The organism is Plantactinospora endophytica, from assembly GCF_016862915.1.
Classification (GTDB): Bacteria; Actinomycetota; Actinomycetes; order Mycobacteriales; family Micromonosporaceae; genus Plantactinospora; species Plantactinospora endophytica.
Map to the genome: position 1 here is coordinate 1 of NZ_BONW01000017.1, position 13,793 is coordinate 13,793.

Sequence of the window (13,793 nt, forward strand, 5' to 3'; positions counted from 1 at the left end):
CTCCAGCAGCGCGAGTACCGCCACCGGGTTCTCGACGTGGGCGTTGTGCCCCAAACCGGGCAGCGTGTGGGTCGACCTCGCCAACCGGGCCAACTCGGCATCGGCGACCATCGGATCCTGCTCGCCCCGGGCCAGCAGCACGGGAGCGGCCACCGCTGCCAGCAGCCGAGCCATCTCCGGTGCGCCGACGCCGAACGCCCGGGGATCCATCGCCAACCGCCACCGGCCGTCCCCGTCGGGCACGATTCCGGCATCCACCGCCGGATCGTCCGGTTCGAGCAGGCCGGTCAGGCCCGACACCCGGAGGTACCGTTGCGCGGCCTCGGCCCGGGAGTCGTACCAGACGACCGGGCGGGCGGCCAGCGCGTCGGTCTTGGCCAACTCGTCCGGTGTCCAGCCGACCTTCACGCCGAGCCCGATCACCCGCTCGACCGACCACCCGGGCAGATCGGCACCGTTCCCGACGGCACCGCCTGCGCCGCGACCGGCCAGGGCCAGGCCGACCGCACCGCCCAGCGAGTGTCCGAGCACCACCACCCGGTCGCCGGGGTGCAGCAACCCGGCAAGACCGGCGGCAAACGAGTCGAAGGAGTACCTGTCGAGCGGGGTGGAGCCGCCGTGCCCGGGCAGGTCCGGGGCCAGCCACCGGCCCGGCCAGCGATCGTCGAGCAGTTCGGCCCAGCCCCGCCACACGTCCCCGGTCGCACCCATCCCGTGCAACAGCAGCAGTACCGGCTGACCCGCACCGCCGCCGAGACCGACCCGTACGCCCGGGGTCGCCGGGCCACCCCCACCCGTCGTCATGTCGAGCAGTGTGCCACCGGCGGCCGGCGTACCGTCCACTCAGCAGTGTCAGCGCAGCGCGGCGGCCATCCGGCGGACGGCCTCGGTGATCAGCTCCGGGGAGGTTCCCAGGTTGAACCGGGCGTGTCCGGCCCCGCCGGTACCGAAGAACGGCCCGGAAACCAGCGCGACCCGCCCCCGCTCCAGGAACACCTCCGCCGGGTCGGCCGGGGCGCCGTCGGTGCCGGCCGGCAGGGCCAGTTCCCGGCAGTCCAACCAGGTGAGGTAGGTGCCCTCCGGCGCCCGGTAGCGCACGGCCGGCAGGTGCTCGGCGAGCAGGTCGCCGAGGAGGCGGCGGTTCAGGTCGAGGCCGGCCATCAGCTCGTCGAGCCACGGGCCGCCGTAACGCAGCGCGGCGGTGTGCGCGATCGCGCCGAGGTGACTCGCCCCGTCGCCGGCCACCTTCGGCATCCGGGCCAGGTCGTCGACGGCGCCCGGCCCGGCGACCGCCAGCGCCGCCTTGATCCCGGCCAGGTTCCACGCCTTCGACGCGGAATAGAGCGCGAGGCCGCGTTCAGCGCCGGGCATCGAGAGGTACGGCCGGAAGGTCACGTCCGGATAGATCAGCGGGGCGTGGATCTCGTCCACCACGACGCGTACGCCGTGCCGGTCGGCCAGCTCGATCACCATCGCGAGTTCGTCGGCGGTGTGCACGGTGCCGGTCGGGTTGTGCGGGCTGCACAGCAGGTAGGCGGCCTGCCGACCACCGGCGACGGCCTCGGCGAAGGCCCGGTCCAGGGCGTCCGGGTCGAGCCGGTACTCCGCGTTCAGCGGCGCCTCGACGATCCGTCGGTCGGCAATACTGCGGATGAAGTCGTAGAACGGTGGATAGACCGGCGGGTTGATCACGACGGCGTCGCCGTACCCGGTGACCAGCCGCAGCATCTCCACCACGCCGAGCATGACGTCCGGGACCAGCCTGGTGTGTTCGATCTTCGGAGCCCAGCCCCAGCGTTCCCGGGCGAACCCGGCGAGCGCCGAGGCGTAGTCCGTACCGTCGAGTGGGTAGCCGGTGTCACCCAGCGCGACCGCCTCGGTCAGCGCCTGCGCGACCGGCTCGGCGAGCGGCACGTCCAGCTCGGCGACCCAGAGCGGAAGGACGTCCGCCGGATACCGCCGCCACTTCTCGCTGGTGCGGCGTCGCAGGTCGGCCAGGGAGAGTGTCTGCAAGGGGTTGCCCACCAGGCCACGGTACCCGCCCGAGGCGGGATACCCTGCCTGCGTTGCCTGGGAGCGCGTGACCGGAGGAGTCGATGCGGGGATGACGGCGGAGCGACAGATGCCCACCCGGGACGACGTGCTCGGATATTTCGACACGCTGTCGAACTGGGGACGGTGGGGCGACGACGACGAGCTCGGGACCCTCAACCACATCACCGACGACGTCCGGCTGGCGGCGGCGCGGGCCGTGCGCCACGGCAGGAGCGTGTCGTGCGCGTGGGAGGTCACCGTACCGGCAGAGATGGAGCGGTCGACGACGACGTGCCCGTGCGCCGCCGAGATGCCGGGTGCCGAGAACATGCCGGTGGCCGAATTCCACGCCGACCGGCGCTGGGGCTTCTCGTCCGAGCGGCTGGGCATCTCGTTCCACGGCAACACGATCACCCACGTCGACTCGCCGTGCCACCTGTACTGGGACGGCACGATGTACAACGGGCGGTCGCACTCGCTGGTCGACCCCGCGACGGGATCGGGGTGGGCGGCCGTCACGGCGGCGGCGAACGGGATCGTCACGCGTGGTGTCCTGCTGGACGTCGCGAGGGTCCGCGACGTGCCGTGGTTGGAACCGGGGCAGGGTGTGTTCCCCGAGGACCTCGAAGAGGCCGAGCGTCGCCAGGGTGTGCGGGTGCGCTCCGGTGACGCCGTACTACTGCGGACCGGCTACGGCCGCGCCCGGCACGAGAGCGGCCCGGCCGGCGGTTTCACGCAGGCCGGCTGGCACGCGTCCTGCCTGCCGTGGCTGCGTGACCGGGAGGTCGCACTGATCGGCGCCGACACCCCGCAGGACGTTCAGCCGTCGGGGTACGAAGGCGTGTTGATGCCGGTGCACGCGGTGGGCCTCGTCGCCATGGGTCTGTGGCTGCTCGACAACTGCGACCTGGAGGCGTGCGCGACCACGGCCGCCGAGCTCGGCCAGTGGGACTTCCAGCTCGCGATCGCGCCGGTCCGCCTCGCCGGTACGTCCGGCAGCCCGGTCAACCCGATCGCCACGTTCTGACGCCCGACGCCGGCGGACACACTCTCCCGCGCGCACACTGTCGAGCTGGGTGCACAGACGGGGCGGCTGTCGAACTACCACCTCGACAGCGGTGGGCGCACAAGCGGGGCAGCTCGACAGTCTGCGGAGGAGACGGTCCCAGCCAGCCTGTCTCGGCCGGGTTTGTGCCGGTCAGGCGTTGGCGGTCGGGCCGAACACCCGGATGCGGTCGAGGGGAGAGTCGGTCGCCTCGTCGCCGAACAGTTCGGCGACGAGGTCCCGGGGACTCGGCAACAACGAGGCGCTCGGCAGCAACGGGGCCCGCCGCTGCCTCCCGTGCCGCCACTCGGTGTCCCAGCCGCCGTCGCTGTGGATCGCGAACCCGTCCGGCAGCAGCCGGTGACACCGGAGCAGGATCGCGGTGACGGCGAGGTCGTAGGGATGGCGTCCGGTCTTGCAGAAGTTGACGAGCCTGCCGTCGTCGCCCTCGAACCGGCGGACGGGCCAGCGCGGCGCGATCACCAACGGCTCACCGTCCTCTTCGTCCGCCACGCTGCCGTTGACGGCGATGACCTCGTACTCCGCCGGCAGAGATCCGCCGAACGGATCTCGGCGCAGCCGTACGCCGGCCGCCTCCACCCGGTCGAGGATCAGCGCCGCGTCCGCCCGCATCCGTGGCCAGGCAGCGCGGAACCCGTCACTGCGCGGGAAGTACGAGAAGTAGTGGGTGTAGCCCATGCGACGGATTGTCGCGCGGTCCGGGCCGACCGGGTGCCCCGACCAAGCTTGGGAGCCCCGGCGGGTCATCACCACCGACCGCCACGAGCAGGGAGAATCTGCGGTGTAGTGGCAGGCAGCACCGTGATCCAGGAGCAGCCGCGATGGAACGACCCGAGCTGATCGCCGCACTCCGGCGCGGAACGATGCTGGTGGCACCCTGGCCGGCTGTACGCCCCGCCTGGCGGGCGTGGGTGTCGGTGGCCGGACCCGGCGAGCGGGACGACCGACCTGGCTGGCGCAACCACGAACTCACGCTCTACTGGCAGATCCGCGAGTGGGATCCGGTCTACATCGCACAGGACCTGTGCTGGGCCGAGGACGACGGCATGCACGCCCTCGACCGGCACACCTCGGCCGGCGAGGACCAACTCTGGACGAGGATCGACCGGTACGGCGGCTGCGCCGCGTTCACCTATCCCTGGTACACGGAATTTCCCGGCTGACGAACGCCCGCCACGCCTCAGGAGCGAACACCAGCACCGGCCCGCCCTGATCCTTACTGTCCCGAACCCCGACCACCCCGGACAGGTTCGTCGCCACCTCGACACAGGCGGCCTGGTTGGAACCGCTGCGGCTGCTCTTACGCCAGCACGCGGCATTCAGATCCATGTCTTCGCCACCTTCGATAGCAACTCGGTCGACTGCGAGAGGGTCAGAGCTTCGGCGAGGGTGTCTTCCCAGTGGTCGCGCACCTCGGCCACGTCATCCGGGCGTTCTACCATCTGGCCCTGGAGGCGGTTGTCGAGAAACACGACCTCATCGCGTCCCGGCAGCGTCGCGATGATGAACGGCCCGCCGAGCCCAGGGTACGCGCCGACGTTCGACGGCACGACGTGGATCCGTGTGCGGCGGCGGGCCTCGTTGAGCCGGACGAGGTGGAAGAGCTGCTCCCGCATCACCGCCGATCCGCCGACAGCGCGGTGCAGCACAGCCTCGTCCAACACTGCGACGAGCTGCGGCGGCGTGTCGCCGGAAAGGCGTTCCTGGCGCTTCATCCGGGCCGCCACACGAGTCTCCACCTCCTCGGCGCTCAGCCGTCCATCCGCTGCGAAGATCGCTCGGGCGTATGCATCGGTCTGGAGCAGACCGGGCACCCAGGCCAGTTCGAACCAACGCAGGAAGGTGGCCTGCTGCTCAACGTTGATCACCTTTCTCAGCCAGGGTGGCGCGCTATCGGATTCGATCACCCGCTTGAGCATTCGCATGAACAGGCCCCCGGTGTTGAAGCGCTTGTCGACGGCGGTGAGGTAGTCCTCCTTCGGCGGCCGGGTGCCGATCTCCACCGCGCTCACGTGCGAACCCGAATAGTTGATCAATTTGCCGAAGTCGTCCTGGTTGAGTTTCATGCTCAGGCGCAGGTGCCGTAACTCGTCGAGCAGGAACTCCGCCGCCGATGTCCCCACGTTCCCCACAGCCTTCCCCCACTTCCGCCGACCGACACCACAGCGCCACCACCAGGGAAAACAGCCGGTCTTCCGGCACGCTCCGGACGCCGATAACGGCTATCGATCGTAGTGGTGTCCATAGCAGAGTGTCAGCAACCAAACCGCGCGGGGGCGTCCAGGAATTGACCTTCAGATTCGGAGGGAGCCCGTCCGTGAAGTGGCTGCGCCGTACCCTCGAAGAACATCGCGCGGACTGGCGCCGGTTGTGGCGTTACTGCCGGTGCGGACGGCGGTGGTATTGCCCGGGTCCGCCGTCGCGGAGCCCGCACCGACCGACGAACCCGGGCCATTTCCTCATCCACAGCCGTCGGCCCGGGGCCGCCCGATGAGCAGCGTCGAGCCACGGTCGGCCCGACCCCATCTGCCGCAGCGGCCGATCTGGCTCTGCCGGGTCTGCGTACTGGAGTGGCCCTGCCCCACCGCGCGCACCCTGCTGCCGGTCGAGCACGAGGCCGACCCGTTGACCCTGCACGTCTACCTGGCCACGATGCTCCAGGCGGCGACCGAGGACCTGTACCGGCTCAACCCGGACACGGCACCGGACCCGACCCGGATGTACGCCCGCTTCCTGGGCTGGGTCCGGCCGCGCCTGTTGATCACCCGCGCCCGTCGGCTACGGCATCTGGACGGGATATGACCCCGGCCCGTACGGCATCGAACTCGGCTGCACCGGATAGGTCTCCCGGCGTTCGGCCTGGGCGAACCCGGCGGACCGGCTGTTCACCTGCGGCCAGCCGCCGGCCTCGTGGAACAGCCGCAGCGCGGTCGCGACGACCTCGGCCAGCGACTCGTTCGCCTCGATCTCGATGGTGGCGCCGGGGGTGTCGATCCGGACCTTGGTCGGGTTGGCCGAGTTGTCGCCCAACGACCTCGCCGCCGCCGATTCGGCCGGCGCCGGTTCCCTGCCGTCCGGCGCCGGCGCCGGCGTCGCGGCATGCGGGGTCGGGGCGTCGGCCGCGATCGGGACCTCCGGCGTCGCGGGGCTGGCCGGGACCTCCGGCGGCGAGGTCTCGGGCGCCGGTGAGGTTTCCGGCACGACCGGTGGTGCGATCTCCGGCGGTGCCGGCTGGGCGGGGACCGAGCCGGCGGACGACACGGGTCGGGCTGGTTCGGCTCGGGTTGGCTCCGTTGTCACCCGGTCATTGTCGGGCCGGGCCGCGCCGCTCCGCCATGGCGTCCCCGGCACCGTCCGCCTCCTCGACGGCCAACCGGTCCCCCGTGGATCAGCCGGCGACCAGTGCCGCGTCCCGCTCGACCGGGGTCGGGAGCTGGTCCTGCTGGTCGAACTGGGTCCGGTACAGCTCCTGGTAGCGGCCACCGACGGCGAGCAGTTCGTCGTGGGTGCCGCGCTCGACGATCCGGCCCTCCTCGACCACCAGGATCTGGTCGGCGGCCCGTACGGTGGAGAGCCGGTGCGCGATCACCAGCGCCGTACGGTCGGCCAGTGCCTCACCGAGCGCCGCCTGCACTGCCGCCTCGGAGGTGGAGTCGAGGTGTGCGGTCGCCTCGTCCAGGATCACCACCCGGGGCCGGGCCAACAGCAGTCGGGCGATGGTCAGCCGCTGCCGCTCGCCGCCGGAGAGCCGGTAGCCGCGCTCGCCGACCACCGTGTCGAGCCCGTCGGGCAGGCTCTCGATCAGGTCTGCGAGCCTCGCCCGGCGCAGCGAGTCCCACAACTCGTCCTCGGTCGCGCCCGGCCGGGCCAGCAGCAGGTTGGCCCGGATCGTGTCGTGGAACAGGTGCCCGTCCTGGGTGACCAGGCCGAGGGTGTCCCGGATCGAGTCGGCGGAGAGATCGCGTACGTCCTGCCCGGCCAGGCGTACGGCACCGGAGTCGGCGTCGTAGAGCCGGGGTACGAGTTGGGCGATGGTGGACTTGCCGGCCCCCGAGGAGCCGACCAGTGCCACGAGTTGGCCCGGCTCGACCCGGAACGACACGTCGCGCAGCACGTCCACCCCGCCCCGGGTGTCCAGGGTCGCCACCTCCTCCAACGAGGCCAGCGAGACCTTGTCGGCGGCGGGGTAGCCGAAGGTCACCGCGTCCAACTCGACCGAGACCGGGCCGTCCGGCACCTGCCGCGCGTCCGGCTTCTCGCTGATCAGCGGTTCGAGGTCGAGGATCTCGAAGACCCGCTCGAAGCTGACCAGTGCGCTCATCACCTCGACCCGGGCACTGGCCAGCGCGGTCAGCGGGGCGTAGAGCCGGGTGAGCAGCAGGGCGAGCGCGACCACGGCGCCGGGCTCCAGTTGGCCGCGCAGCGCGTAGAAGCCGCCGAGGCCGTACACCAGGGCCAGGGCCAGCGCCGAGACCAGGGTGAGCGCGGTGATGAAGACCGACTGGACCATCGCGGTGCGTACCCCGATGTCGCGGACCCGGCGGGCCCGCTCGGCGAACTCGGCCGACTCCTCCGCCGGCCGGCCGAAGAGCTTGACCAGGGTGGCACCGGGCGCCGAGAAGCGCTCGGTCATCTGGGTGCTCATCGTCGCGTTGTGGTTGGCCGCCTCGCGCTCCAGCCGGGCCAGCCGGCTGCCCATCCGGCGGGCCGGCAGCACGAAGACCGGCAGCAGGACCAGCGCCAGCAGGGTGATCCGCCAGGAGATCCCGATCATCACGACCAGGGTGAGCAGCAGCGTGACGAGGTTGCCGACCACCCCGGAGAGGGTGTCGGAGAACGCCCGCTGCGCGCCGATGACGTCGTTGTTCAACCGGCTGACCAGGGCACCGGTCCGGGTCCGGGTGAAGAACGCCACCGGCATCTTCTGCACGTGGTCAAAGACGGCGGTACGCAGGTCGAGGATCAGCCCCTCGCCGATGCTCGCCGACAGGTAGCGGGTCAGCAGCGCCAGCCCGGCCTCGGCCAGCGCGACGACCCCGATCAGCACGGCGAGCCCGACCACCAGGTCGGTGGAACCGCCCCCGACGATGCCGTCGACGACCCGGCCGGCCAGTACCGGCGTGGCCACCGCGAGCACCGCCGTCACCACGCTGAGCAGCAGATAATGGATCAGTCGCCGGCGGTGTGGCCGGGCGAAGCCGGCGATGCGGCGGAGCGTGGCCATGGAGAACGGACGTCTGTCCTGCTGGGCGTGCATCGCGTGGTACAGCGAGTTCCACGCCGTGACTTCCATGTCCATCGTTCGCTCCCCCGGTCGCCACAAAGTCACCGGGACCATACCGGCGCCCACCGACAGTACGACCTCAAGCAATGTCGAGGTCAATCTCCGGCAGGGCTGGCTGGCCAGTAGCCGGATCAGTCGCCGGGGCTCTCCTCGGGGCGGTCGGGGCTCTCGTCGGGGCAGCACGAAGCTGCTGAACATGTGACAGACTCGCGACTCGTGCCGCTCCGCCTCCCGCGCCCAGACCGTTCCGGGCTGCTCGCCGTCGTGCTGGGCGCGCTCGGGCTGACCTGGCGGATCTGGCTGACCGTGGTCGGCACCCCGCCCACCAACAGCGACGAGGCCACCATGGGACTCGCCGCGCTGCACATCGCGCAGGGGCGGGACCTGCCGGTCTTCTTCTACGGCCAGCACTACATGGGCACCATCGAGGCGTACCTGTCGGCGCCGCTCGTCGCGCTCGCCGGACCGTCGGTGACCGCGCTGCGGATCCCCACGCTGCTGCTATACGCCCTCTTCCTGGTGCTGATGTACGTGCTGGTCAAGCGCCTGTTCACCGCCGGGCTGGCGGTGCTGACCGTCGGGCTGCTGGCGCTCGGCTCCGACCGGATCGTCAAGAACCAGTTGATCGCCGGCGGCGGCTATCCGGAGACTGCGCCGATGGTCGCCGGCCTGCTGCTGCTCACCTACCTGCTGGCCACCCGCGCCCAGACCCGCTGGTACGCCTTCGTCGGCTGGGGTGCCCTGCTCGGGCTGATCCTCTGGAACCACTGGCTGCCGGCGCCGTACCTGCTCGGCGCGGCGCTGGTGCTCGGCACGTCCCGGGTACTGACCCGGCGGGCCGTCGGGCTGGCCGGGGCCGGGCTGCTGGTCGGGGTACTGCCGCTGGTGGTCGGCAACGTGCAGGCCGGCTGGGGCAGCAACTCGATCGGGGTCTTCCTCCAGCTCAACGGGGCCGGTACCGACGCCGGGTGGTGGGACCGGGTCGTCGGCGGCGTCTGGCTGGGCCTGCCGCTCGGGATGGGACTCTGCGAGCCGAGCGCCTGTGCCGGCTGGTCGCTGTGGTGGGGACCGGTGCTGCTGGTCCTGCTCACCGTCGCCCTGGTGCTGTCGATCCGCCACCTGCGTGCCGCCGACCGGTCCGAGGCGGACGACCGATCCGAGGTGGGTGACCGATCCGAGGCCGTCGACCGGGTACGGCCGGCGATGTGGCTGGTGCTGGCCGCCGCCGGGCTGCTGAGCGTGCTCAGTTACGTACGCAGCCCGGCCGCCGCCGACTCGCCGGTCGAGAGCGCCCGCTACCTGTCGGTGCTGGCGATCTCACTCCCGGTGGCGCTGTGGCCGCTCTACCGGATCGCCCGCAACGGTGATCGCCGGGCGCTGCCCGCCGCCGTGCCGATCGCCGCGCTGGCGGTGACCATGCTCGCCGCCACGGTGAGCCTGACCGGCGCCGTACCCGAATACCGGGCGGACCGGGCGGACAAGGCGGCGATACTCGCGGCGCTGCGCGAACGGGACCTGACGTACGTGCACGGCGGCTACTGGACCTGCAACTGGATCACGTACCTGAGCGCGGAGCGGATCACCTGCGGTGTGGTCGACGACCGGCTCGACCGGGGACTCAACCGGTACCCCGGCTACTGGCGCCCGTCGGCGCAGGCCGTACTGGCGCCGGTCGGCTCCCCGCTCGACGCCGAACTGGCCCGCCGGCTGCCCGGCACCGCCCCGGAGGCCGTGGGCGGCTACCACCTCTACCCGGCACCGCCGGACTGACTCGTCAGGTCCGGTGCGGCTGACCGCGACGTGCACCCGGAGACGGCGATGGGCGCCCGCGAACCGCAGGCGCCCATCGTCGCTACATGTCGCCGGTCGAGCCGGCCTGTTGCCCGGTCAGGCCGCGGCGAGTGCCGGGCCGTCGACGGTGCCGAGTTCACCGAGGTCCTCGGCCGGCCGCAGGGCCAGCGCCAGGACGTCGGCCACGTCGGCCAGGGTGTGCACGGTCAGTGCCTCCCGGACCTCGGTCGGCAGGTCGTCCAGGTCCGGCTCGTTCCGGGCCGGGACGATCACCTCGGTCAGCCCCGCCCGGTGCGCGGCGAGCAGCTTCTGCTTCACCCCGCCGATCGGGAGTACCCGGCCGGAGAGGGTGACCTCGCCGGTCATGCCGAACTCGGGGCGTACCGGCCGGCCGCTGGCCAGCGAGGCCAACGCGGTGACCATGGTGATGCCGGCACTCGGGCCGTCCTTGGGTACCGCGCCCGCCGGTACGTGCAGGTGGATCCGCCGCCCGGCCAGCGCGTTCGGGTCCAGCCCCAACGCCCGGCCGTTCGACCGGAGGTAGGAGAGCGCGATGTGCGCCGACTCCTTCATCACGTCGCCGAGCTGCCCGGTCAGGGTCAGCCCCGGCTCGCCCTCCATGCTGGTCGCCTCGATGAACAGCACGTCACCGCCGGCACCGGTCACCGCCAGCCCGGTCGCCACCCCGGGTACCGCCGTCCGCTCCGCCGACTCCGGCGTGAACTTCGGCCGGCCCAGGTAACTGGCCAGGTTGTCGGTGTCGACCCGTACCGGGTCGTCGGTCGAGGCGAGTGCGACCGCGACCTTGCGGAGGATCTTCGCCAGCGCGCGTTCGAGCTGGCGTACCCCCGCCTCGCGGGTGTGCTCGGCGGCGATCCGGCCCAGCGCCTCGTCCGAGACGCTGACCTCGTCGGCGGTCAGTCCGGCCCGCTCGATCTGCCGGGGCAGCAGGTGGTCCCGGGCGATCGCGACCTTCTCCTCCTCGGTGTAGCCGTCCAGCGTGACCAGCTCCATCCGGTCCAGCAGCGGGCCGGGGATCGCCTCCACCACGTTGGCGGTGGCCAGGAAGAGCACGTCGGACAGGTCGAGGTCGACCTCCAGGTAGTGGTCCCGGAAGGTGTGGTTCTGCGCCGGGTCCAGCACCTCCAGCAGGGCGGCGGCCGGGTCACCGGCGTACCCCGCCGAGATCTTGTCGACCTCGTCGAGCAGCACGACCGGGTTCATCGAGCCCGCCTCGCGCAGCGCCCGGACGATCCGACCGGGCAGCGCGCCGACGTACGTCCGGCGGTGGCCACGGATCTCGGCCTCGTCGCGGATGCCGCCGAGCGACACCCGGACGAACTTCCGGCCGAGCGCCCGGGCGACCGACTCGCCGAGGCTGGTCTTGCCGACTCCGGGCGGACCGCCCAGGGCCAGCACGGCGCCCGAGCCACGACCGCCGACGACCTGGAGGTTGCGGGCCGCGCGCCGGTTGCGCACCGCCAGGTACTCCAGGATGCGATCCTTCACGTCGGCCAGGCCGGCGTGGTCGGCGTCCAGCACCTCACGGGCCTGCACCAGGTCCGTGTTGTCCTCGGTACGCGTGCTCCACGGCATCTCCAGCACCGTGTCCAGCCAGGTACGGATCCAGCCCGCCTCCGGGGACGCGTCGCTGGCCCGCTCCAGCTTGCCGACCTCGCGCATCGCCGCCTCGCGTACCTTCTCGGGCAGGTCGGCGGCCTCGACCCGGGACCGGTAGTCGGCCGAGCCGTCCGGCTCGTCCTCGCCCAGTTCCTTGCGGATCGCGGCGAGCTGCTGGCGGAGCAGGAACTCGCGCTGGGACTTCTCCAGCCCTTCGCGGACGTCCGTGTTGATCCGCTCGGTGACCTCCTGCTCGGCCAGGTACGCCTTCACCCAGCCGACCAGCAGTTCGAGCCGGGCGGTCACGTCCGGCGCGGCGAGCAGTTCGATCTTCTGTTCCAGGGTGAGCCACGGCGCGTAGCCGGCCGAGTCGGCCAGCTCGGTCAGGTCGGTCATCCGCTCGACGGCGTCGATGACCTGCCAGGCACCGCGCTGTTGCAGCAGTGACGTCACCAGTGCCCGGTACTCCCGGGCGAGTTCCTTGGCCCGGCCGGCGGGCGCGGGCTCGTCGATCTGAACGGTCTCGACCCAGAGCGCCGCACCGGGTCCGGGTACGCCGGAGCCGATCCGTGCCCGGGCCTCACCGCGTACCACGGCGGCGGGCTCGCCGCTGGGCAGCCGGCCGACCTTCTCGATCGTGGCGACGACGCCGATGGAGCCGTACTCCCCGTCCACCCGGGGCACGGCCAGAAGCTTCTTGTCGCCGGTGGCCCGAGCGGCGTCCACCGCGGACTGGGTGGTCGCGTCCAGGGTCACCGGGATGACCATGCCGGGCAGAAGGACAGCGTCGGTCAGAGGAAGAACCGGAAGAGTTGCCATCAAACACCTGCCATCGTTAGTTGAGCTTGTACGACTCAAGTAACAAACGGTGCTCCATGTTCCGGCTTGTGACCCAGGCCACTCCCCGACATCCGCCCCGTACGGCGAACCGGCTGGTCAGGCCGGTGGAGGACGACCCGGCTGATAGGGAATGAACAGCCCGCCCCGGGCCGCCCGGACCAGTGCGCTGTGCCGGTCCGGAGCGCCGAGCTTCGCCGTGACGCGTACGGCCGTCTCGACAACGCTGTAGACCGGCAGATCCAGCCCGACCGCTATCCGCTGGTCGGACCAGCCCTCCAGCAGCAGGCCCACCAGTACCAACTCCCGGCGGGTCAGCACCGACCGGCCGGCGGGCACCGGAGACAGCACCAGTACCCCGACGACGTGCGGCGGGCCGGTGGGACAGGCCAACACGGTGGCCTGGAGCAGCCCGCCGCAGTCGTCGGGTTCGTTGGTCTTGCCCGAGACCGGCCAGCGGAACGAGGCGGAGCCGCCGCCCTCGCCGGCCTGGCGCAGGGCGACGCCGGGCAGTGCCGAGTCCGGCTCCAACAGCGGATGCCCGGACAGGCCGGGCAGCGGGCGCACCTCACCGCACTCCGTCAGTACCGCCCCCGCCTGGGCATCCCGCACCACCTGGGCCAGCACCGCCAGCGACCGCACCGGGTCGACGGCGGTGGCGATCCGGGGAGCCAGCGCCCCGACGAGGTCCCGCTCGGCGTCGCTCGGCCGGCCGGCGTCGTCGGTGCACATGACGAGTACGCCCACATGCCGGTGGTCCGGGGTGAACAGGCCGACCGCCACCCCGCCCGAGAAACCCGCCGGAAAGTAGTACTCGCCCCAGATCGGCAGGTCGCCGAGGGGAATCGGCGAGTCGCGGGCCGACTGCGGCTCCGGCGAGCTGGCCAGCCCGACCAACTCGATCTGCTCCAGCAGCGGCGTGGTGCCGAAGTAGTCCCGGGTCCGGGTGTCGTACCCGAAGCTGGCGATCTCGGCGTAGCGACCGTGCCGGTCGTCGAGGAGCGCCAGCCAGCCGGCCTGTACCGCCGGCACCACCCGGCGCAGTTGCGACAGCAGTTCCGCCGGTGCGTCGACCTGCTGGGCTGTCCGGGCGAACTGCGTCACGTCACGGACGACGTTCGGCGTCGCCGGTGGAAGACCACTCATCACGCTACTTCCTGG

General features: G+C 71.7%; 13 protein-coding genes. 4 read left to right on the forward strand and 9 right to left on the reverse strand.

Annotation, left to right across the window (positions count from 1 at the left end):
* Both Pen02_RS18390 and Pen02_RS18395 read right to left on the reverse strand, forming a co-directional pair.
* Positions 1–804, reverse strand: an 804-nt coding sequence (locus Pen02_RS18390) for an alpha/beta fold hydrolase (protein WP_203867319.1), incomplete at its 3' end; no start/stop codon positions are given.
* Between the two features lie 48 nt (positions 805–852).
* Positions 853–2,025 carry a MalY/PatB family protein gene (locus Pen02_RS18395; protein WP_239140937.1) on the reverse strand — a complete coding sequence of 391 codons (1,173 nt, stop codon included), beginning with the start codon at positions 2,023–2,025 and terminating at the stop codon, positions 853–855.
* A 79-nt stretch (positions 2,026–2,104) separates the two neighbouring features.
* Here Pen02_RS18395 and Pen02_RS18400 point away from each other — a divergent pair, with 79 nt between their 5' ends.
* Entirely contained in the window at positions 2,105–3,061 is a 957-nt protein-coding gene (locus tag Pen02_RS18400) for a cyclase family protein (protein ID WP_239140938.1), read from the forward strand.
* Positions 3,062–3,232: 171 nt separating this feature from the next.
* On the opposite strand, the gene Pen02_RS18405 is transcribed toward Pen02_RS18400, so the two are convergent.
* Positions 3,233–3,778 (reverse strand): hypothetical protein, encoded by a 546-nt coding sequence (locus Pen02_RS18405; RefSeq protein WP_203867321.1) that lies wholly within the window; start codon positions 3,776–3,778, stop codon positions 3,233–3,235.
* A 143-nt stretch (positions 3,779–3,921) separates the two neighbouring features.
* Between Pen02_RS18405 and Pen02_RS18410 the strand changes: the two genes are divergently transcribed.
* Positions 3,922–4,263, forward strand: a complete 342-nt coding sequence (locus Pen02_RS18410) for a hypothetical protein (RefSeq protein ID WP_203867322.1) — start codon at positions 3,922–3,924, stop codon at positions 4,261–4,263.
* Here the strand turns inward: Pen02_RS18410 and Pen02_RS18415 are convergent.
* Both Pen02_RS18415 and Pen02_RS18420 read right to left on the reverse strand, forming a co-directional pair.
* The gene (locus Pen02_RS18415; RefSeq protein ID WP_203867323.1) at positions 4,229–4,429 is read right to left on the reverse strand and encodes a DUF397 domain-containing protein; all 201 of its coding nucleotides are present in this window, start codon (positions 4,427–4,429) and stop codon (positions 4,229–4,231) included. The genes Pen02_RS18410 and Pen02_RS18415 overlap by 35 nt on opposite strands.
* Positions 4,420–5,223 carry a helix-turn-helix domain-containing protein gene (locus Pen02_RS18420; RefSeq protein ID WP_239140939.1) on the reverse strand — a complete coding sequence of 268 codons (804 nt, stop codon included), beginning with the start codon at positions 5,221–5,223 and terminating at the stop codon, positions 4,420–4,422. The genes Pen02_RS18415 and Pen02_RS18420 overlap by 10 nt, the downstream gene beginning before the upstream one ends.
* 367 nt (positions 5,224–5,590) lie before the next feature.
* On the opposite strand from Pen02_RS18420, the gene Pen02_RS18425 reads away from it, so the two are divergent.
* The gene (locus tag Pen02_RS18425; protein ID WP_203867324.1) at positions 5,591–5,902 is read left to right on the forward strand and encodes a hypothetical protein; all 312 of its coding nucleotides are present in this window, start codon (positions 5,591–5,593) and stop codon (positions 5,900–5,902) included.
* Here Pen02_RS18425 and Pen02_RS18430 read toward each other — a convergent pair.
* A complete protein-coding gene (locus tag Pen02_RS18430; RefSeq protein ID WP_203867325.1) occupies positions 5,879–6,400 on the reverse strand; it encodes a hypothetical protein in 522 nt (173 codons plus the stop codon). The two genes, Pen02_RS18425 and Pen02_RS18430, sit on opposite strands and share 24 nt — an antisense overlap.
* Positions 6,401–6,488: 88 nt before the next feature.
* Complete coding sequence (locus Pen02_RS18435) at positions 6,489–8,357, reverse strand: ABC transporter ATP-binding protein (protein WP_239140949.1); 1,869 nt, start codon at positions 8,355–8,357, stop codon at positions 6,489–6,491.
* 243 nt (positions 8,358–8,600) lie between these two features.
* On the opposite strand from Pen02_RS18435, the gene Pen02_RS18440 reads away from it, so the two are divergent.
* Positions 8,601–10,154: a glycosyltransferase family protein gene (locus Pen02_RS18440; RefSeq protein WP_203867327.1), complete on the forward strand. Its 1,554-nt coding sequence runs from the start codon at positions 8,601–8,603 to the stop codon at positions 10,152–10,154.
* Positions 10,155–10,271: 117 nt separating this feature from the next.
* On the opposite strand, the gene lon is transcribed toward Pen02_RS18440, so the two are convergent.
* Together lon and Pen02_RS18450 are read right to left on the reverse strand one after the other, a co-directional pair.
* Positions 10,272–12,614: an endopeptidase La gene (lon, locus tag Pen02_RS18445; RefSeq protein ID WP_203867328.1), complete on the reverse strand. Its 2,343-nt coding sequence runs from the start codon at positions 12,612–12,614 to the stop codon at positions 10,272–10,274.
* Positions 12,615–12,731: 117 nt separating this feature from the next.
* Positions 12,732–13,778, reverse strand: coding sequence for a hypothetical protein (locus Pen02_RS18450; RefSeq protein ID WP_203867329.1), 1,047 nt, complete (start codon positions 13,776–13,778; stop codon positions 12,732–12,734).
* Positions 13,779–13,793: the final 15 nt, after the last annotated feature.

What these genes read in the sequence shown, in the direction of transcription:
- Pen02_RS18400 (WP_239140938.1), top strand. Translation starts at nt 2,105, where the DNA reads ATGACGGCGGAGCGACAGATGCCCACCCGGGACGACGTGCTCGGATAT.
- Pen02_RS18405 (WP_203867321.1), bottom strand. Translation starts at nt 3,778, where the DNA reads ATGGGCTACACCCACTACTTCTCGTACTTCCCGCGCAGTGACGGGTTC.
- Pen02_RS18410 (WP_203867322.1), top strand. Translation starts at nt 3,922, where the DNA reads ATGGAACGACCCGAGCTGATCGCCGCACTCCGGCGCGGAACGATGCTG.
- Pen02_RS18415 (WP_203867323.1), bottom strand. Translation starts at nt 4,429, where the DNA reads ATGGATCTGAATGCCGCGTGCTGGCGTAAGAGCAGCCGCAGCGGTTCC.
- Pen02_RS18425 (WP_203867324.1), top strand. Translation starts at nt 5,591, where the DNA reads ATGAGCAGCGTCGAGCCACGGTCGGCCCGACCCCATCTGCCGCAGCGG.
- Pen02_RS18435 (WP_239140949.1), bottom strand. Translation starts at nt 8,357, where the DNA reads ATGCACGCCCAGCAGGACAGACGTCCGTTCTCCATGGCCACGCTCCGC.
- lon (WP_203867328.1), bottom strand. Translation starts at nt 12,614, where the DNA reads ATGGCAACTCTTCCGGTTCTTCCTCTGACCGACGCTGTCCTTCTGCCC.
- Pen02_RS18450 (WP_203867329.1), bottom strand. Translation starts at nt 13,778, where the DNA reads ATGAGTGGTCTTCCACCGGCGACGCCGAACGTCGTCCGTGACGTGACG.